At 47.5% G+C, this 20,314-nt stretch carries 13 protein-coding genes, 1 tRNA gene and 3 rRNA genes; all 17 read right to left on the reverse strand.

Translation table 11 applies throughout. From position 1 onward, the window contains the following. Window positions 1-26: 26 nt before the first annotated feature. Window positions 27-719: a serine O-acetyltransferase gene (gene cysE / locus NSS82_RS32130; protein ID WP_036680489.1), complete on the reverse strand. Its 693-nt coding sequence runs from the start codon at window positions 717-719 to the stop codon at window positions 27-29. 553 nt (window positions 720-1,272) lie between these two features. Then, on the reverse strand, window positions 1,273-2,736 hold the full coding sequence (gene gltX / locus NSS82_RS32135; RefSeq protein ID WP_076105939.1) for a glutamate--tRNA ligase: 1,464 nt from the start codon (window positions 2,734-2,736) through the stop codon (window positions 1,273-1,275). Window positions 2,737-2,787: 51 nt separating this feature from the next. After that, on the reverse strand, window positions 2,788-3,276 hold the full coding sequence (gene ispF, locus NSS82_RS32140; RefSeq protein WP_036680486.1) for a 2-C-methyl-D-erythritol 2,4-cyclodiphosphate synthase: 489 nt from the start codon (window positions 3,274-3,276) through the stop codon (window positions 2,788-2,790). Then, entirely contained in the window at window positions 3,273-3,971 is a 699-nt protein-coding gene (gene ispD / locus NSS82_RS32145; RefSeq protein ID WP_076215384.1) for a 2-C-methyl-D-erythritol 4-phosphate cytidylyltransferase, read from the reverse strand. Before ispD ends, ispF begins: the two co-directional genes overlap by 4 nt. A 95-nt stretch (window positions 3,972-4,066) precedes the next feature. Beyond that, window positions 4,067-5,155, reverse strand: coding sequence for a PIN/TRAM domain-containing protein (locus tag NSS82_RS32150; protein WP_036680481.1), 1,089 nt, complete (start codon window positions 5,153-5,155; stop codon window positions 4,067-4,069). A gap of 177 nt (window positions 5,156-5,332) precedes the next feature. Then, entirely contained in the window at window positions 5,333-6,070 is a 738-nt protein-coding gene (gene pssA, locus NSS82_RS32155; RefSeq protein ID WP_036680477.1) for a CDP-diacylglycerol--serine O-phosphatidyltransferase, read from the reverse strand. Window positions 6,071-6,134: 64 nt separating this feature from the next. Further along, on the reverse strand, window positions 6,135-7,211 hold the full coding sequence (gene disA, locus NSS82_RS32160; RefSeq protein WP_036680475.1) for a DNA integrity scanning diadenylate cyclase DisA: 1,077 nt from the start codon (window positions 7,209-7,211) through the stop codon (window positions 6,135-6,137). A 13-nt stretch (window positions 7,212-7,224) separates the two neighbouring features. Further along, complete coding sequence (gene radA, locus NSS82_RS32165; protein WP_036680472.1) at window positions 7,225-8,592, reverse strand: DNA repair protein RadA; 1,368 nt, start codon at window positions 8,590-8,592, stop codon at window positions 7,225-7,227. A 186-nt stretch (window positions 8,593-8,778) separates the two neighbouring features. Then, complete coding sequence (gene clpC, locus NSS82_RS32170; RefSeq protein ID WP_036680471.1) at window positions 8,779-11,247, reverse strand: ATP-dependent protease ATP-binding subunit ClpC; 2,469 nt, start codon at window positions 11,245-11,247, stop codon at window positions 8,779-8,781. Window positions 11,248-11,282: 35 nt separating this feature from the next. Further along, window positions 11,283-12,347: a protein arginine kinase gene (locus NSS82_RS32175; RefSeq protein ID WP_036680469.1), complete on the reverse strand. Its 1,065-nt coding sequence runs from the start codon at window positions 12,345-12,347 to the stop codon at window positions 11,283-11,285. A 28-nt stretch (window positions 12,348-12,375) separates the two neighbouring features. Then, complete coding sequence (locus NSS82_RS32180) at window positions 12,376-12,900, reverse strand: UvrB/UvrC motif-containing protein (protein WP_036680467.1); 525 nt, start codon at window positions 12,898-12,900, stop codon at window positions 12,376-12,378. A 30-nt stretch (window positions 12,901-12,930) separates the two neighbouring features. Then, window positions 12,931-13,392, reverse strand: coding sequence for a CtsR family transcriptional regulator (locus NSS82_RS32185; protein WP_036680465.1), 462 nt, complete (start codon window positions 13,390-13,392; stop codon window positions 12,931-12,933). 294 nt (window positions 13,393-13,686) lie between these two features. After that, window positions 13,687-14,859 (reverse strand): GNAT family N-acetyltransferase, encoded by a 1,173-nt coding sequence (locus NSS82_RS32190; protein WP_036680463.1) that lies wholly within the window; start codon window positions 14,857-14,859, stop codon window positions 13,687-13,689. Window positions 14,860-15,280: 421 nt separating this feature from the next. Further along, a 5S ribosomal RNA gene (rrf, locus tag NSS82_RS32195) occupies window positions 15,281-15,397 on the reverse strand. A 129-nt stretch (window positions 15,398-15,526) separates the two neighbouring features. Then, window positions 15,527-18,452 (reverse strand): 23S ribosomal RNA (locus NSS82_RS32200). Between the two features lie 142 nt (window positions 18,453-18,594). Beyond that, a tRNA-Ala gene (locus NSS82_RS32205) sits at window positions 18,595-18,670 on the reverse strand. A 101-nt stretch (window positions 18,671-18,771) separates the two neighbouring features. Beyond that, window positions 18,772-20,314 (reverse strand): 16S ribosomal RNA (locus NSS82_RS32210); the annotation flags it as partial.

Raw genomic sequence — 20,314 nt, forward strand, 5'->3', positions numbered from 1 at the left:
TTCCGGATTCCTTAATACCGGGATGCTTAAATTTCATAGTCACCAATATACTGCTGTGCTTCTGCTATCCGCTGTGCGGTTTTTTGTTTATCTTCTGCGCCAAGCTTTTCCCTAATTTCTTCGATTTCTTTCTGCAAAAACCGCAGTGAATCGACAAGCGGGTCAGGCATCTTCGTATGATCGAGCCGATCGGATACCCGTTCTCCATTACGTTTTACCACACGACCTGGATTCCCTACTACTGTACTGTTGTTAGGCACTTCACGCAACACAACAGCATTCGAACCTATATTTGAATTGTCACCAATACGAAAAGATCCTAAAACCTTCGCACCGGAACCAATAACTACATTGTTGCCAACCGTGGGATGTCGCTTACCTTTTTCTTTTCCGGTTCCTCCAAGCGTAACCCCTTGATAGATTATAACATCATCACCGATTTCGCAGGTTTCTCCGATAACTATCCCCATACCATGGTCAATAAACAGCCTATTTCCGATGACAGCTCCGGGATGGATCTCAACACCAGTCATAAATCTGCTAAACTGCGAAACCATACGAGCCATTGTATACCAGCGGCGTTTGAAAAAAGAGTGGGCGATCCGGTGACCCCAAATGGCGTGCAAGCCGGCATATGTGAAGACAACCTCGAACCAGCTGCGGGCAGCAGGATCGTTATCAAATACCGCCCGAATGTCCGACTTAATATGCTTAAACATCACGGTTCCTCTCTTCTTAACTTCCTTATCTCCTGTTTACAGGTACACAAGAAAGGTATTGTCTCCAGGCCCATCATCCTTATCATACATATGCTGTGAGTGTTCGCTTGGTTTGTTATCTCGTAGAAATATAAGACAAAGAGTATTGTATGAAAATTATTTTTGCTTATATTTAGACAAAAAACGCCCCTGCAGCATAATGCTGCAGAGACGTTTAACCGCGGTTCCACTCTGCTTGAACGAATCAAATGAGCCGCTATTGTAACAAACGGCAGAATTTCTTCATTCCACTTGGCATCATTAACGGCGACGTTCCCGGCGCGATCTAATGAGCCTTAAAAAGGTCATTCAACCGTGCAGCTCACAGGCGCATGTTCTGCCCCGGACAAATGAATAACTCCCAGCCCGAAAGGGTGTCCCTTTCTCGGTTATTCTCTCTGGCAATTGTCTTCAATGGACGTACTTCTCCTGATCACAGCTATTATCATATAATTCTATCTTAGCGCAAAAGACAAGATACTGACAAGGGGGTTTAGTCGTATGAAATACGACCTTAAGCGCCCTTAATTTGTGATTTCAAACGTTCGATAACGCGATTTTTGCCGAGCAAAGCAATGGTTATATTAAGATCACGTCCGTGCGTTTGTCCGGTCAGAGCCACACGAATTGGCATAAAGAGTGCTTTGCCCTTATGACCTGTTTCTTTCTGTACTTCCTTAATCAGAACAGCCATGTTGCTTGCACTGAAATCCTGACAGGCTTCAACTTTAGCCAGGAAAGCAGACAATACCTCAGGGACTTGGCTTTCAGCCAGAACCTGCGCTGCTTCCGTCTCTAACTCTAGGTGACTGCGGAAGAACAGTTCCGATAGCGCCACGATGTCAGAAGCTGCAGTCATCTGCTCTTGATACAATGCGACAAGGCTTTCCGCCCATGTTTGTTGCTCTTCGTTCAGCTCAGCAGGTATTTTACCCGCTTTTTGCAGATGTGGAATAGCCAGTGCAGAGATCCGTTTAGGATCAGCATGCTTAATATAATGATTATTCAGATGCGCCAGCTTGTTTTTATCAAATACAGCCGGGCTTTTGGACAAACGGTCCGCATCAAAAATAGAAATAAGTTCTTCTTTACTGAAGATCTCTTCTTCTCCCTCTGGAGACCAGCCAAGCAGAGAAATGAAGTTAACCAGAGCCTCAGGCAAGTAACCCAATTCATCATATTGCTCGATAAACTGAATAACGGATTCATCCCGTTTGCTGAGCTTCTTGTGGTTGTCGCCAACAATAAGCGTCATGTGACCAAATAAAGGTGGCTCCCAGCCTAGCGCTTCATAGATCATAAGCTGGCGGGGTGTGTTGGAAATATGGTCTTCTCCACGCAATACGTGGGTAATAGCCATCAGATGATCGTCAACAGCTACCGCGAAGTTGTAGGTCGGAATTCCGTCCTTCTTCACAATAACAAAGTCACCCATTTCTTTTGTGTCAAAAGAAATACTGCCTTTTACGAGATCATCAAACGCATACGTACGATCTTCTGGCACACGGAAGCGAATGCTGGCAACTCGTCCCTCAGCTTCAAAAGCTAGACGTTGCTCTTCAGTCAGATCACGATGTTTGCCAGAATAACGAGGCGTTTCTCCGCGGGCAGTCTGTTCTTCACGTTCCGCCTCCAGCTCTTCCTCTGTGCAATAGCAGCGGTAAGCCAAACCTCTGTCCAGCAAATCCTGCCAATGCACACGATATAAGTCAAGACGTTCTGTCTGACGGTAAGGTCCGTACTCTCCGCCAACATCAACACTCTCATCCCAATCCATACCCAGCCATTTCAAATACTTAAGCTGGCTCTCTTCACCACCAGCGACATTGCGCTTTACGTCTGTATCTTCAATTCTGATAATGAATTTACCGCCTTTATTACGGGCGAACAGATAGTTAAACAGCGCCGTTCTGGCGTTACCTATATGTAAATGTCCCGTAGGGCTCGGTGCGTAACGCACCCGGACTTCATCCGTCATTGTATTCCCTCCGCTTCATATGGTTGAACTTAATTTACTACTTAGACCATCTCAAGATGATATCACATCTTGGAGTAGACAGACAATAGATTGTGCGGCAATTCCTTCGCCGCGTCCGGCAAAACCAAGCTGCTCAGTTGTAGTAGCTTTAACATTTACCTTGGACGGGTCGGCATTAAGCGCACGTGCGATAATCTCGGTCATTTGTGGAATGTACGGAGCCATCTTAGGCTTTTGGGCGATAATCGTTGAATCAATATTTCCCAGCTTATATCCTCGCTCACGAGCAAGTGCCCATACCTCTTCTAGTAACTTCAAGCTATCTGCGTCCTTAAAGGCTGGATCTGTATCCGGAAAATGTCTGCCAATATCACCAAGTCCAAGTGCGCCTAGAATCGCGTCACTAACTGCATGCAGCAGTACATCTGCATCGGAATGCCCAAGCAATCCTTTTTCGTAAGGAATCGTAACTCCCCCAATAATACAAGGCCTGCCCTCTACCAGCTGATGCACATCAAATCCTTGTCCTACAGCGATCATGATTGTCCCTCTCCCCTGTTTCTTTCTGTGAATTCTGCATAATCCAAATCATCAGGTGTCGTAATCTTAATATTTCTGTAGCTTCCCTCTACCACAGAAACCGGAATCCCCGCACGCTCCGCCAAGCTGGAGTCATCGGTGCCCAGAAAGCCATCCCGTTCCGCCGCTGCATAAGCCTCCAGCAAATCAGAAAGACGAAAAGTCTGCGGGGTTTGAATCGCCCACAGACTTCGCCGATCCGGCGTAGACAGTACTTGTCCTTCATTATCCACCTGTTTGATCGTATCCTTGACGGGTACAGCAAGAACCGAAGCACCAATCTGCTTCGCTCGTTCGTAGCAAGCCTCAATTTCATTCGGCTGTACAAACGGACGAACACCATCATGTACCATTACCCACTGTGTCGTAAGTTTCAACAACCCTTTATGTACGGAATGCTGACGCTCAGATCCACCAGTTACTATAGCCTTAACCTTGTCCAGCTTATAGAGCTGTATCCATTCCCGGCAGCGTTCAACATCCTCTTCACCGGTTACGAGCACGATTTCAGAGATCAATTCGTGCTGCTGGAATACCTCCAGCGTATGAACGATAATCGGCTTCCCCTGCAGTAACAAATATTGCTTGCTCTCCGCAGTTCCCATTCGCGTTCCTCTGCCTGCCGCCACAATGACGACGCCCACACTGTTTGACATTAATCTGGCTCCTGTCTTTCACGTATAATCCCATCATAACGTGTTTGGCGGGCATTTCCAACCCATAGGACAGTCCCCATACACTTTATCTTCACTTATTGCGCTTTTTCCAAAAGTTTTGGCTTAGCAAATATCATTCGGCCAGCCGAAGTTTGCAGCACGCTAGTGACCAGAACCTCCATCGTAGTCCCGATATATTCCCGTCCGCCCTCTACAACAATCATCGTTCCATCGTCTAAGTAGGCTACACCTTGCCCATGCTCTTTGCCATCCTTAATGACCTGAACTACGATTTCCTCACCAGGCAGCACTACTGGCTTCACAGCATTCGCCAGATCGTTAATATTCAGTACGGAAACGCCCTGCAATTCGCAAACCTTATTTAAGTTGAAATCATTAGTGACTACTTTACCTTGCAGTACCTTCGCCAACTTCACTAACTTACTGTCAACCTCAGAGATTTCTTCAAAATCTCCCTCATAGATCAATACCTTCACATCAAGCTCTTTTTGAATTTTGTTTAGAATATCAAGCCCACGCCGTCCCCGGTTCCGCTTCAATAAATCCGAAGAATCAGCAATATGCTGGAGCTCTTCTAGTACGAATTCAGGTATGACAATGGTTCCCTCAATAAATCCCGTCTTACAAATGTCAGCGATTCTTCCATCGATAATAACACTTGTGTCGAGGATTTTATGTTCCTCAAGCCCGCGGCCTTCAGGCTCAGCCGCTTGACCCCAGCGTCCAGATGTCCACAGTGCAGCTAGCTCCTCTTTTTTCTCCAAACCGATCCGCAGCCCCAGATATCCAAAAGCTAACGTAGCCGGCACTTGCAGCAGCTGCCCAGCTTTCCCAAGCCAGATCATTGCAGGGTATAACAGGAGAGATAACAGAAGCCCCCCTGTAAGCCCAGCTGCACTTGCAGCTAATTCATTCATTGGAATACGCGAACAGTAGTGAACCGCCTCCCGCAGTTTTGAACCTCCCCATTCCGCGCATAAAGACCCCGCAAACAAAAAAATAATGGCACCCAGCACCGTAAATAAAATGCTTCCTTCTACAGGTAAGCTTTCACCCAGCTTTTCCATCCCCTTGGGGAATCCTCTTTCGAGCGCATGGTATAGCGAAAAACCTGACCAAGCACCACATATTAAGGCAAAAGACAAAATCACTTTTTTCCACATAACCTAACGCACCTCCTTTTTATTCATCCTAAATGGATCTATTCCTCACCAGTATGTTCCAATTTTCAAGACGATAAACTTGGGGTAGCGCTGGAAATGCAAAAAGGCTTTGCCATCCCTTAGGGAAGACAAAACCTTTGGTCATAATTTATTCAGTTACCTTACCTTATGGACCGATTAACCGTTCTTGGAGTGATACACTTTATCCTCTGAACGGCTACGACGACGATGACGGCGTCTGGCAGTCAACCGATCAATATTTTGCTTAAAGCCGTATAGTGCGTAAATTCCAAGTAAGACAAAGATCAGCTTAGCGATTTGCTCTGGGAACACTACAGCTACAGCCACTGCAACAACAATAACCACTGGCGCTCCAACCACCGCTTTTTTCGGCAATCCAATCTTTTTGAAATTAGGATATTTAACAGTGCTGACCATCAAATAAGATAAGAGCAGTGTAGCAACGATCATAAACGGAGCCGAAACATCTTTATTAAAAAGAGCTAATGTGGCCAGTACACCACCTGCAGCAGGAATTGGCAAACCGATAAAATAACCCGGAACCCCCGGACGAACATTAAAACGGGCTAAGCGCAAAGCACCAAACACCGGAAAAATCGCAGTTACTGTCCAGCCTAATGCAGAGTTCAAATCCTGCAGGCTTGAGACGTACAAAATAACGGCCGGTGCGACTCCGAAAGAAACGACATCAGATAAGGAGTCCAGCTCCTTGCCAAATTCGCTTTCGCATTTTAGAGCGCGAGCTACTCGACCATCTAAGCCGTCTAACAGCATAGCAATAATAACCATGATAGCGGCCATGCTAATCTTACCGTCAAACGCCATCATGATACCAAACATTCCGAGCATCAAATTACCTATCGTAAAAAGACTCGGAATTGATTTTTGTATCATTTCTTCACCTCAATTTTCTAACTTTGGCCTTTAACGTCCCCAATATTACGTGATTGTATGTTATTTACATTTGCCTGTCAATAAGAACTTGCTTCTGTAAACGTTTGAGCCCATCCTGAATATTACGGGCCCGCACCTCCCCAATTCCGTCCACTTCATCCAATTCAGCTATGCTTGCGGACATCAAATTAGGCAGCATTTCAAACCGCTCCACCAGATTGTGAATGATCACATTCGGAAGCCGCGGAATTTTGTTAAGCAGGCGATAACCACGTGGAGTCACCACTTCTTCAGAGGTAATTGCCGTAGAAGAATAACCCAGTATACGGGCAATATGGTTGTCATCCATCAGATCATCATCGCTTATCCGTTTGAGACCGGCGATAATTTCACGGATTTTATCCTCCTGCTCTTCCTTAGCATAGTCTCTGTATAGAAGCCATGCTTCTTCCTCTGTATTTCCAACCAGTTCTTCCATCTGCATGCTGATCAAGCGTCCTTCGTTGCCCAATTCGTTGATATAACGTTTAATCTCCATTTTTATGCGCAGAACCATCTCTACACGCTGGATAACACCCACTACTTCAGCAACGGTAACAATGCCCTCATATTCTGAAGCTGACAAATTCGTCAGTCCTTGCGTGAGCACTGCTTTATACTTCTCGAGTGTCTGAATCGCTTGGTTAGCCTTTGCCAAAATAGCGCCGATCTCTTTGAGTGCATAACGTATCGAGCCTTGATAAAGCGTGATGATATTGCGGCGTTGTGAAATGGAAACCACCAGCTTACCCGTTTGCTTCGCTACACGCTCCGCGGTCCGGTGACGGATCCCCGTCTCGATGGATGAGATAGAGGAATCCGGTATAAGTTGTGTATTAGCATACAATATACGCTTTAAATCCTCGCTTAGAATAATAGCTCCGTCCATTTTAGCTAGCTCATATAAATAATTGGGCGAAAAATCGCAGTTAATGGAGAATCCGCCATCCACTACGTCCATCACCTCAGGACTGTACCCTACGACAATAAGTGCCCCTGTCTTAGCGCGCAGCACATTCTCCAAACCTTCCCGAAAAGGTGTACCCGGTGCCGCCAGTCTGAGCAGATCATTCATATTCTCTAATTGGTTATATTCTTTCATATCCCTGTGCCCCCTAATCTAACGCGACCGATAGTGCATCTGCTACGGTACTGACGCCAATAATCTGGATATCTTGCGGGTGCTTCCATCCCTTCATGCTCTTCTCAGGCATAATCACCCGCCGGAAGCCAAGCTTTGCGGCCTCCTTAACGCGCATTTCCGCGCGCGAAACGCCTCTTACCTCACCGGTAAGTCCTACTTCTCCGAAGAAAACGTCGTAAGGTTTTGTTGAAATATCACGAAAACTGGAGGCGATACTAATAGCTACAGCTAGATCAATCGCCGGTTCATCCAGCTTTACTCCCCCGGCAACATTAAGGTATGCATCCTGATTCTGCAGGAACATGCCCATCCGTTTCTCGAGTACAGCGATAATAAGTGCCATCCGCTGGTGATCCATGCCTGTGCACATTCGCCGTGGGGAAGGGAAGTGGGTGGCAGCAACAAGTGCCTGAAGTTCTACAAGCACAGGTCTAGTTCCCTCCATACTTGCCACCACAGTAGAACCAGCCACGCCAAGCGGACGTTCCGATAAAAAGAGCTCCGATGGATTCTCTACTTCGGTAAGCCCCGCTTCACCCATTTCGAAAATGCCGATTTCATTCGTAGAGCCAAAGCGGTTTTTTACAGCCCGCAAAAGTCTATACGTATGATGCCGCTCACCCTCAAAATACAGCACGCAGTCCACCATATGTTCAAGCATCCGTGGTCCAGCAATAGCCCCTTCCTTGGTAACATGACCAACGAGAACTGTTGCAATTCCACGAATCTTAGCGATACGCATAAATCTTGTCGTACACTCCCGAACCTGGGTCACGCTGCCTGGCGCACTCGTTACTTCTGGCATAAATACGGTCTGAATAGAATCGATGACAAGAAATTGTGGCTGGATTTGTTCGATCGCTTCTTCTATGCTTTCCATATTTGTCTCACATAGTACATAAAGCTCCGTTGACAACGCATCGAGGCGATCCGCGCGCAGCTTAGTTTGCCTTACCGATTCTTCGCCCGAGATATACAGTACTCGCAATCCCTGTGTTGTAAGGGCATGCGAGGTCTGTAATAAGAGCGTAGATTTACCGATTCCTGGGTCTCCCCCTACTAGTACCAGCGATCCTGGTACGATCCCCCCACCGAGAACACGGTTAAGCTCACCTATACCTGTCAGTATGCGCGGTTCCTTGTCACTTTCTATACTTATGATCGACTGTGCCTTTTCTTTACTATGAAAAATAGGGGCATTCATTCCCTGTGTTTTGACTACGCTTTCCGTTTCCTCCACCATGGAGTTCCAAGCCTGGCACCCTGGGCATTTCCCGAACCATTTTGGCGATTCGTATCCACAGTCGGTGCAAAAAAATTTTGTTTTTGCTTTAGCCATTTGTTCTCCTTACGGTCCGAACTGTTTACAATTCGGATCATTTTCTTCTAATGAAAGTTTACCATTTCTACCCCTTTAACGAAAGGTCATTCGGTATTTGCATTAAATGTATATTTTAAATTGATCTATTTCCAATAAAAAAAGCTTCCGCTCCTCTATAAATAAGGAGCGAAAGCCTTGTTTATTTTATTCGGATTCTACTTCTTTTTCAAGCGCTGGCGCTACTGGAGCGTCCACTTTAGTCACCACAAGTTCTCCGCCGACCTCATCAATATTGAGGGAATCACCCTTTTGGATATTTCCTCTCAACAATTCCTCAGAAAGACGGTCCTCAATATGCTTCTGAATTGCCCGGCGCAATGGACGTGCACCAAAGGCTGGGTCATAACCTTCTTTAGCCAAGAAGGCCTTCGCTGCATCCGTAAGTACGAAATCAACATCATATTCACGCAGGCGCTTGCGGAGCTCATCAGACATCAACGTAACGATCTCAGCGATATGTTTCTCATCGAGTGAGTGGAAGACGATGATTTCGTCGATCCGGTTCAAGAACTCTGGACGGAAGCTCTTCTTGAGCTCTTCCATAACCTTGCCCTTCATATTGCCGTATTCTGCTCCTGCATCTTGCACAGCCGTGAATCCAAGCGTCGAATTCTTCTTGATTGCCTGTGCACCTACGTTAGAGGTCAGAATGATAAGTGTATTACGGAAGTCAACTACCCGGCCTTTAGAGTCGGTAAGGCGACCATCTTCAAGCACTTGCAGCAAAATGTTGAATACTTCCGGATGCGCTTTTTCAATTTCATCAAGCAGTACTACAGAGTATGGTTTACGACGTACCTTCTCTGTTAATTGGCCGCCTTCTTCATAGCCGACATATCCAGGAGGGGCACCAACTAAACGGGACGTGGAGTGCTTCTCCATGTATTCCGACATATCAATACGAATGACCGCATTCTCATCGCCGAACATAGCTTCAGCAAGCGCACGTGCCAACTCAGTTTTACCTACACCCGTAGGACCGAGGAAGATAAACGAGCCCATTGGACGTTTCGGATCTTTAAGACCCGCACGCGCCCGGCGCAATGCCCGGCTGACAGCCTTAACAGCTTCGTCCTGACCAATCACTCGTTCATGCAGCAGAGCCTCCATGTTAAGCAGACGGTCGGTCTCTTCTTCCTTCAGCTTGCTTACAGGGATCCCCGTCCAGCTTGCTACAACCTGTGCGATATCTTCAGGAGTAACTTCAGAATCCGTGCGTCCTTGTTTTTCTTTCCACTGGTTCTTAGTCGTATCAAGCTCTTCACGGATTTTTTGCTCCGTATCACGCAGGGCAGCCGCTTTCTCAAACTCTTGGCTCTGAACAGCGGAATCCTTCTCCTTGCGGATATCATCCAAGCGCATTTCTAGTTCCTTCAGATTTGGCGGGATAGTGTAAGAGTGAAGCCTTACTTTAGACCCTGCTTCATCGATAAGGTCAATGGCTTTATCCGGCAGGAAACGATCCGGAATGTAACGATCAGACAGCTTTACAGCTTCCACGATAGCTTCATCCGTAATTTTCACACGGTGATGTGCTTCATAACGATCACGAAGTCCAAATAGAATTTGTACCGCTTCTTCTGGAGATGGCTGATCCACCGTAATTGGTTGGAAACGACGCTCCAAAGCTGCATCTTTTTCAATATATTTACGATATTCATCCAGCGTAGTCGCACCGATGCACTGAAGTTCTCCGCGGGCTAAAGCCGGCTTAAGAATGTTAGATGCATCAATAGCACCTTCTGCGCCACCAGCACCGATCAGCGTATGAAGCTCATCGATAAAGAGTACGATATTCCCCGCTTGGCGAATCTCATCCATGATTTTCTTGAGGCGGTCTTCAAACTCACCGCGATATTTAGTACCAGCCACTACAGAACCCATATCGAGCGTCATTACGCGTTTGTCGCGCAGTGTTTCTGGAATTTCATTATTAATGATCTTTTGGGCCAGGCCTTCAGCAATAGCTGTTTTACCAACCCCAGGTTCACCTATCAACACGGGGTTGTTCTTCGTCCGGCGGCTCAGTACCTGAATAACACGTTCAATTTCCTTGCTACGACCGATAACTGGATCCAGGTTGCCATCCTTGGCATAAGCCGTCAAATCGCGTGCTAGGCCGTCTAGAGTCGGTGTGCTGACATTAGCAGGTGTTCCGCTATGACTGGATGCAGCCTCGCTGCTTCCCAGAAGCTGAAGCACTTGCTGACGAGCTTTGTTCAAGCTGATGCCGAGGTTATTAAGCACACGAGCCGCGACACCTTCTCCTTCACGAATAAGTCCTAGCAGAATATGCTCAGTGCCGACATACGTATGTCCCAGCTTGCGGGCTTCGTCCATCGACAACTCGATTACTTTTTTGGCGCGAGGAGTATAAGCAATGTTCGTAGGTTGTTCTTGGCCTCTGCCAATCAGTGTCTCCACTTCGTCCTGGATTTTCTCAAGACCCAGACCCAAAGCGATTAATGCTTTAGCAGCAATGCCGTCTCCTTCACGAATAAGTCCTAGCAAAATATGTTCTGTGCCAATATTGTTGTGTCCTAAACGAACAGCTTCTTCCTGCGCTAGCGCTAGCACTTTTTGTGCGCGTTCCGTAAATCTTCCAAACATCATATCTCCTGCACCTCCATGAATAATAAATATCTATATTAATGTTGTGTTCCCAGTGTTTCTCGGAGCAGTTTCGCCCGATACATATCCCGTTCAGTAGCGTTCATCTCGTCACCGAACATTTTTTGCAGAAATCCTGGCTGTGTCTTAACGTTAAGCTCATTAAGCACGGAAATCGAAGGGCCTTCCAGTATGCCAAGGTCGACCCCAAGTCTCACATCAGACAGCCGTTGTGCGGATTCTTTAAGCTCCATTAGAGCTGCATAACACAAAATCCCATAAGATCTTTTCACTCGGTCTGTAATTCTTAAAGCGGAATCTACAAGCAGCCTTTCACGGGCATTTCGTTCATGCTCTATAATCTGGGTGACTACACTGTGAAGGTTCTCGATGATTTCACTTTCCGTTTGACCGAGAGTAATCTGATTGGAAATTTGAAAGATGTTCCCTACTGCTTCGCTGCCCTCACCATAAATTCCTCTTACAGTCAATCCCACTTGATTCACTGCTGACAATATGCGATTGATCTGTTGGGTCATTACTAGTGCTGGCAAATGCAGCATTACTGAGGCACGTAGCCCTGTACCCACATTGGTGGGACAACTGGTCAAGTATCCTCTTTTATCATCAAAAGCGTAATTAACAGCCGATTCGAAGATATCATCGATGGCTGTCGCACGTTCCCATGCTTCTCTTACCTGAAGACCCGGGAACAGACATTGGATCCGCAGATGGTCTTCTTCGTTAATCATGATGCTGACCGACTCATCTTCATTTAATATCACAGCTGCGCCACGTGAATCATTGGCCAGATTAGGACTGATAAGATGTTTCTCGACCAATACCTTTTTGTCCAGTTCATTCACTTCAGCAAGCTTTATCAGTTGAAAAGATCCGAATTCGGCAGCAGTTTCCCCATGAAACACAGGGGCCAGCAGCTCTAATACTTCTTCCGATTGCTCTAAGGAAGCAAGCATAGGGAATGGAAGATGCTCTAAATTACGTGCAATACGCATACGGCTGCTAATTACAATCTCGGAGTGACTGCCTCCCGAGCGCATCCAATCACTAAGCGCTTGTTCAGTAAATCGGAGACTTGACATGTCATATCCCCCCTATATATCAAAGACTTTACTCTTGTGCCATTTCTTTTTCAAGTTGGCGAATTTGATCCCGCAGCTCTGCCGCAGTTTCGAATTCCTCCTGTGCGATACTTTGCTGTAATTCCAGCTTCAATTCATCAATTTGCCGTTTGAACACAATCTGTGCTCCAGCACGTTTGGGAATCTTGCCTACATGCGAAGTGCTGCCATGCACCCGTTTAAAGAGCGGGTCCAGTGCACTGTTAAAATATTTATAACAGGAGCTGCAGCCAAAACGACCCAATTTGCTAAACTGCGAGTACGTCATCCCACAATTCTCACATTGCAGACTCTGCGTAGTCTTCGTAGCAGCCGTCTTTTCCTTACCGGCCCCTTCAAGATCAAGCAGACCAGACAGCAAGCTGTGAATGGAGAATCCTCCAGCAGTTCCCGGGATCAGTTCACCCTTCTCCCGCGCACAGCTCTCGCAGATATGAAATTCTGTCTTCTCTCCATTCACGATCTTGGTGAAATGGAGTGTTGCTGGCTTGACGCCACATTCCTGACATTGCATAAGCGAAAGCCCCTCCCTTATGATTGACAATTATTTGCCTAACAAAGAGATTAACATCGCCTTCATAATCTTGGCCCGAATCTCATCCCGATATGGAATCTTAACCGTTAGGCAATCCCGAGAAACAGCAGCGCGCATAAGACACGCCTCACGCTTGCTTAGAAAACCAGCTTCCTCCAGTTGATAAATCAACCCTTCGGCAGCGTTCTGATCTATCCCGCCACCTATAGTATGGTTTAAATGGGCATGCAGTGCCACGTTGGGTGGCAATTCAAAACGTTGAATACGAATATATCCCCCGCCACCACGCTTACTTTCCACCACATAGCCTTTTTCCAGTGTAAAGCGTGTACTAATAACATAATTGATCTGTGACGGTACGCATGAGAACTGGTCCGCCAGGTCATTTCGCTGGATTTCCACCGTACCTTCGGGACTTTCATGCAAAATATTCTTCAGATATTGTTCAATAATATCAGAGATATTGCGCATCACTCATCCTCCAGTGCTCTTTAAAGCTTCATAATATCGGTTGCGGCCCGCATCCTTAATGACATTCATTAGTGAACTTCATTCATATAAGTCTGAAGAAAACTTCACGAATTCAGAGGATCGCACTGTATGTCATCAGGTGTGTTGACTTTGACTTTCTTTGACTTTTTAATATTATAACATATTCTGTGCTAATTCCAAGAGGATTCTCTTATTTTTCACTTTTTTCAGCGAATGTATTCGGAAATAAAGAACTCTCCCAGCATCTTTCGAAGGGGAGAGCCTAATTATTTTCTAAAAATGATCAAAAAGTGCGGTTTCAGCTTGCGGAATGATTTCTTCGAGCCATTCCAGAGCCGTCGGACTACCAGTCACAAGTCCATAACGAGCCAGCTCTGCAGGGCGTTTATATCCAAACATTAGAATCGTCAGCGTGCCAATATCACAGCTTAAGTCAGCTGCATCCCGTTCACCCTCTATACGCAAGAAAGCTGCTGCTCCCTCTTCGGAGACCGTCCATTCCCACAACCCGTCATTCCATGGTGCATATTTATCTTCAATATAGATAACCTGTTTCTTCTGACTGCTGTGACGCTTAAAAGAATAACTCTCCACAAATACTTTAGCATTCACAATACGCGCCATAAAATAAGGATAGTTCTCCTGCTCTATACGCGGATCAGGCAGCAAAAAGGGTAACATATCATCGGATGGCACCAGTTTTAGCGATGCACCGGTCACCATTGAATCGTGATTCGCAAGAAATGTCCACAGCCCCTGCCGGGCCTGTTCGTTCAAAAACACAAATTCATCAATGACCAGTTCTCTATTTTCTATCTTATATAATACGTATCCTTCAGGTTCCCCAAGCTGTGAATAAAATACCGCAGTCTGACCTTCATCATCCAGAACAGAGTTCTCCCACCAGTCCAAATCACGCTTAAGTGTTCCGTTATATCTAACTGCAAAACGATTGTATAAGTTGTCCAATACTCCGATATCTTTAACACCGCGTCTTACCTTGCCCTCAACTTCAACCTTCTTGGGAAACTTGGCAACAGGAATGGAGTATTTCTTATATTCACAATAAACTTCCCAACCAAATTTGCGATAAAAAGGGATCAAGAACGGATGCAGAAAAGATAATGTCTGCCCCGCCTCATTCATCGTTTGCAGCGTATGCGCTAGGAGCTTTGCCACATGTCCCTGTCTGCGATTCTCTGGCCATGTCGCTACCCCAGCGAGCCCTCCCATAGGTACTAATCTACCTTGTATGTACACTTGGAATGGAAGAAGAGTAAGTTTGGCTTCCAAAGTACCTTCTTCAAAAGCACCCCATACGCGTTCTGCTTTAAATCTTTCCTTAGCATTAGCCCTTTTCTCACTAGGCAGCTTGTATTGAAAAGCATATTCAGATAAATCCATGCTTAGATCAAACTCTTCTGAGTGCAACTGTCTGATATCCACAAAACTCACCTCACCATTTATGAATTTACTTTTATGGTTAGTATAACAAGAGAGTGTATTGTGTGCGAATTATAAGGATATTTTTCGAACTTTTTTTAGTTATCCACAGCTTTAAGCAGTTTCAAAAATAGTCTTGTAATCTTGTCCTATTCAAGTTAAAATAATTATCCACTTATCAATCCCTCTATCCACATAAATCTGACTATATCCACAGCAACCCGTGTATTACTTAGGTTTTCTGTTGACAGATCTACATAAATATGTACTTAATCCACACCATTCGGTGATTTTTTGCCTTTTAATCATCTATCCACATGTGCGTAAGTTTTCTGCAAATTCCAATGAATTATCCACAAGTTTTCCACAATCTATAATAGACGCAAAAAAGCCACTGTCGAGTTATCAACAGTGGTCTATTTGTGCTTGGCAACGTCCTACTCTCCCAGGACCCTTCGGTCCAAGTACCATCGGCGCTGGAGGGCTTAACGGTCGTGTTCGGGATGGGTACGCGTGGAACCCCTCCGCTATCGCCACCAAACATGCGTCTGTGAAACAGACGCTGCCGCGTGAAATTCGGTTCATCACTAGAAGTGACAATGAATTTCTAAGCGTATTTCAGGCTTAATCGCCTGAAAACTGAATCCGAAACGAATCTGCATTCTAAGTATAGGATAAGCCCTCGACCGATTAGTATTGGTCAGCTCCATGCATTGCTGCACTTCCACCTCCAACCTATCTACCTCGTCGTCTTCAAGGGGTCTTACTAATTGGGAAATCTCATCTTGAGGGGGGCTTCACGCTTAGATGCTTTCAGCGCTTATCCCGTCCGTACGTAGCTACCCAGCCATGCTCCTGGCGGAACAACTGGTGCACCAGCGGTACGTCCATCCCGGTCCTCTCGTACTAAGGACAGCTCCTCTCAAATTTCCTGCGCCCACGACAGATAGGGACCGAACTGTCTCACGACGTTCTGAACCCAGCTCGCGTACCGCTTTAATGGGCGAACAGCCCAACCCTTGGGACCTACTTCAGCCCCAGGATGCGATGAGCCGACATCGAGGTGCCAAACCTCCCCGTCGATGTGGACTCTTGGGGGAGATAAGCCTGTTATCCCCAGGGTAGCTTTTATCCGTTGAGCGATGGCCCTTCCATGCGGTACCACCGGATCACTAAGTCCGACTTTCGTCCCTGCTCGACTTGTAGGTCTCGCAGTCAAGCTCCCTTATGCCTTTGCACTCTGCGAATGATTTCCAACCATTCTGAGGGAACCTTGGAACGCCTCCGTTACTCTTTAGGAGGCGACCGCCCCAGTCAAACTGCCCGCCTGACACGGTCCCCGTACCCGATTAGGGCACTAGGTTAGAACCTAGATACGATCAGGGTGGTATCCCAACGGCGCCTCCACCGAAGCTTGCGCTCCGATTTCTACGGCTCCCACCTATCCTGTACAGATCGTACCCAAATTCAATATCAAGCTGCAGTAAAGCTCCATGGGGTCTTTCCGTCTTGTCGCGGGTAACCTGCATCTTCACAGGTATTAAAATTTCACCGGATCTCTCGTTGAGACAGCGCCCAAGTCGTTACGCCATTCGTGCGGGTCAGAATTTACCTGACAAGGAATTTCGCTACCTTAGGACCGTTATAGTTACGGCCGCCGTTTACTGGGGCTTCGGTTCATAGCTTCGGGTTACCCCTAACCACTCCCCTTAACCTTCCAGCACCGGGCAGGCGTCAGCCCGTATACTTCGCCTTGCGGCTTCGCACAGACCTGTGTTTTTGCTAAACAGTCGCTTGGGCCTTTTCACTGCGGCCCCCTCGTGCTATTCACACTACCGGGGCACCCCTTCTCCCGAAGTTACGGGGTCATTTTGCCGAGTTCCTTAACGAGAGTTCTTCCGCGCGCCTTAGAATTCTCTTCTCGCCTACCTGTGTCGGTTTGCGGTACGGGCACCTTCTCCTGGCTAGAGGCTTTTCTTGGCAGTGTGAGATCATGACCTTCGCTACTATAATTTTCGCTCCCCATCACAGCCTAGCCTTAATGATGTGCGGATTTGCCTACACATCAGCCTCACTGCTTAGACGGACATCCATCAGTCCGCGTCACTACCCTCCTGCGTCACCCCATCGCTCATAGCGGATTACGGTGGTACAGTAATTTCAAACTGTTGTCCTTCGACTACGCCTTTCGGCCTCGCCTTAGGTCCCGACTTACCCTGAGCGGACGAGCCTTCCTCAGGAAACCTTGGGCTTTCGGCGGATCAGATTCTCACTGATCTTTTCGTTACTCATACCGGCATTCTCACTTGTGTAGTGTCCAGCGCTCTTTTCAGTACACCTTCAACCCCTACACAACGCTCCCCTACCCCAGATACATAGTATCTAGCCATAGCTTCGGTGGTGTGTTTAGCCCCGTTACATTTTCGGCGCAGAGTCACTCGACCAGTGAGCTATTACGCACTCTTTCAATGGTGGCTGCTTCTAAGCCAACATCCTGGTTGTCTGTGCAACTCCACATCCTTTCCCACTTAACACACACTTGGGGACCTTAGCTGATGGTCTGGGCTGTTTCCCTTTTGACAATGGATCTTAGCACTCACTGTCTGACTCCCGGCAATAAGTATATGGCATTCGGAGTTTGACTGAGCTTGGTAATCCTTGCGGACCCCGCACCCAATCAGTGCTCTACCTCCACTACTCTTATACCGAGGCTAGCCCTAAAGCTATTTCGGGGAGAACCAGCTATCTCCGAGTTCGATTGGAATTTCTCCGCTACCCCCACCTCATCCCCGCACTTTTCAACGTACGTGGGTTCGGGCCTCCAGTGCGTGTTACCGCACCTTCACCCTGGACAGGGGTAGATCACACGGTTTCGGGTCTACGTCCACATACTAAGTCGCCCTATTCAGACTCGCTTTCGCTGCGGCTCCACCTTCTCGGCTTAACCTTGCATGTTAAACGTAACTCGCCGGTTCATTCTACAAAAGGCACGCCATCACCCATAGATCGGGCTCTGACTTTTTGTAAGCACACGGTTTCAGGTTCTATTTCACTCCCCTTCCGGGGTGCTTTTCACCTTTCCCTCACGGTACTGTTTCACTATCGGTCGCCAGGTAGTATTTAGCCTTAGCAGATGGTCCTGCTGGATTCATACGGGGTTTCACGTGCCCCGCACTACTCGGGATCCGTCTCGGAGAGAACACAGTTTAGGTTACAGGGCTTTTACCTCTATCGCGGGCCTTTCCAGACCTCTTCACCTACCATATTCCTTTGTAACTCCATGTGAGACGTCCCACAACCCCAAGAGGCAAGCCCCTTGGTTTAGGCTGTTCCGCGTTCGCTCGCCGCTACTGACGGAATCACTATTGTTTTCTCTTCCTCAGGGTACTTAGATGTTTCAGTTCCCCTGGTCTGCCTCTACACACCCTATGTATTCAGGTATGAGTAACTGCGAATTACCACAGCTGGGTTTCCCCATTCGGACACCCCCGGATCAAAGCTTGCTTACAGCTCCCCGAGGCAGTTTCGTTGTTCGCCACGTCCTTCGTCGGCTCCTGGCGCCTAGGCATCCTCCGTGTGCTCTTATTAGCTTAACCTTGATTCTTCCGAAGAAAAATCTCACTAATAACATTTACTTGTTTACACAAGTTGCTAAAAGATGTTCTAAAACGCAAATTCGTTTCGGTATCCAGTTTTCAAGGATCAAGTGTATAGACATAACAAATAGATGAAGTTTGTTGGTGGAGCCAAGCGGGATCGAACCGCTGACCTCCTGCTTGCAAGGCAGGCGCTCTCCCAGCTGAGCTATGGCCCCGCAAATTCCATCAAAACCGAACAAATGGATACACGTTAATTAGTTTTGGAAGCTTAGCTTCCGATTTGAATGTTCTCATTGCAGAGAACGATTCTCCATAGAAAGGAGGTGATCCAGCCGCACCTTCCGATACGGCTACCTTGTTACGACTTCACCCCAATCATCTACCCCACCTTCGGCGGCTGGCTCCCTTGCGGGTTACCCCACCGACTTCGGGTGTTGTAAACTCTCGTGGTGTGACGGGCGGTGTGTACAAGACCCGGGAACGTATTCACCGCGGCATGCTGATCCGCGATTACTAGCAATTCCGACTTCATGCAGGCGAGTTGCAGCCTGCAATCCGAACTGAGACCGGCTTTGATGGGATTGGCTCCACCTCGCGGCTTCGCTTCCCGTTGTACCGGCCATTGTAGTACGTGTGTAGCCCAGGTCATAAGGGGCATGATGATTTGACGTCATCCCCACCTTCCTCCGGTTTGTCACCGGCAGTCACTCTAGAGTGCCCAGCATTACCTGCTGGCAACTAAAGTTAAGGGTTGCGCTCGTTGCGGGACTTAACCCAACATCTCACGACACGAGCTGACGACAACCATGCACCACCTGTCTCCTCTGTCCCGAAGGCCGCTGCTATCTCTAGCAGATTCAGAGGGATGTCAAGACCTGGTAAGGTTCTTCGCGTTGCTTCGAATTAAACCACATACTCCACTGCTTGTGCGGGTCCCCGTCAATTCCTTTGAGTTTCAGTCTTGCGACCGTACTCCCCAGGCGGAGTGCTTACTGTGTTAACTTCGGCACCAAGGGTATCGAAACCCCTAACACCTAGCACTCATCGTTTACGGCGTGGACTACCAGGGTATCTAATCCTGTTTGCTCCCCACGCTTTCGCGCCTCAGCGTCAGTTACAGCCCAGAAAGTCGCCTTCGCCACTGGTGTTCCTCCACATATCTACGCATTTCACCGCTACACGTGGAATTCCACTTTCCTCTTCTGTACTCAAGCCACCCAGTTTCCAGTGCGACCTCAGGTTGAGCCCAAGGTTTAAACACCAGACTTAAATAGCCGCCTGCGCGCGCTTTACGCCCAATAATTCCGGACAACGCTTGCCCCCTACGTATTACCGCGGCTGCTGGCACGTAGTTAGCCGGGGCTTTCTTCTCAGGTACCGTCACTCCGATAGCAGTTACTCTACCGGACGTTCTTCCCTGGCAACAGAGCTTTACGATCCGAAAACCTTCATCACTCACGCGGCGTTGCTCCGTCAGGCTTTCGCCCATTGCGGAAGATTCCCTACTGCTGCCTCCCGTAGGAGTCTGGGCCGTGTCTCAGTCCCAGTGTGGCCGTTCACCCTCTCAGGTCGGCTACGCATCGTCGCCTTGGTGGGCCGTTACCCCACCAACTAGCTAATGCGCCGCAGGCCCATCCCTCAGTGACAGATTGCTCCGTCTTTCATTCTTCTCTCAGGAGAAAAAAGAAATTATCCGGTATTAGCTACCGTTTCCGGTAGTTATCCCAGTCTGAAGGGCAGGTTGCCTACGTGTTACTCACCCGTCCGCCGCTAAGTTATTTTGAAAGCAAGCTTTCAAAATAACTCCGCTCGACTTGCATGTATTAGGCACGCCGCCAGCGTTCGTCCTGAGCCAGGAT

Origin of the sequence: Paenibacillus sp. FSL H7-0735 (assembly GCF_038008505.1) — a bacterium.
GTDB classification, from domain to species: Bacteria; Bacillota; Bacilli; order Paenibacillales; family Paenibacillaceae; genus Paenibacillus_AQ; species Paenibacillus_AQ odorifer.

What these genes read in the sequence shown, in the direction of transcription:
- ispD (WP_076215384.1), bottom strand. Translation starts at nt 3,971, where the DNA reads ATGTCAAACAGTGTGGGCGTCGTCATTGTGGCGGCAGGCAGAGGAACG.
- disA (WP_036680475.1), bottom strand. Translation starts at nt 7,211, where the DNA reads ATGAAAGAATATAACCAATTAGAGAATATGAATGATCTGCTCAGACTG.
- gltX (WP_076105939.1), bottom strand. Translation starts at nt 2,736, where the DNA reads ATGACGGATGAAGTCCGGGTGCGTTACGCACCGAGCCCTACGGGACAT.
- clpC (WP_036680471.1), bottom strand. Translation starts at nt 11,247, where the DNA reads ATGATGTTTGGAAGATTTACGGAACGCGCACAAAAAGTGCTAGCGCTA.
- NSS82_RS32175 (WP_036680469.1), bottom strand. Translation starts at nt 12,347, where the DNA reads ATGTCAAGTCTCCGATTTACTGAACAAGCGCTTAGTGATTGGATGCGC.
- cysE (WP_036680489.1), bottom strand. Translation starts at nt 719, where the DNA reads ATGTTTAAGCATATTAAGTCGGACATTCGGGCGGTATTTGATAACGAT.
- radA (WP_036680472.1), bottom strand. Translation starts at nt 8,592, where the DNA reads ATGGCTAAAGCAAAAACAAAATTTTTTTGCACCGACTGTGGATACGAA.
- NSS82_RS32180 (WP_036680467.1), bottom strand. Translation starts at nt 12,900, where the DNA reads ATGCAATGTCAGGAATGTGGCGTCAAGCCAGCAACACTCCATTTCACC.
- ispF (WP_036680486.1), bottom strand. Translation starts at nt 3,276, where the DNA reads ATGATCGCTGTAGGACAAGGATTTGATGTGCATCAGCTGGTAGAGGGC.
- NSS82_RS32185 (WP_036680465.1), bottom strand. Translation starts at nt 13,392, where the DNA reads ATGCGCAATATCTCTGATATTATTGAACAATATCTGAAGAATATTTTG.
- NSS82_RS32150 (WP_036680481.1), bottom strand. Translation starts at nt 5,155, where the DNA reads ATGTGGAAAAAAGTGATTTTGTCTTTTGCCTTAATATGTGGTGCTTGG.
- pssA (WP_036680477.1), bottom strand. Translation starts at nt 6,070, where the DNA reads ATGATACAAAAATCAATTCCGAGTCTTTTTACGATAGGTAATTTGATG.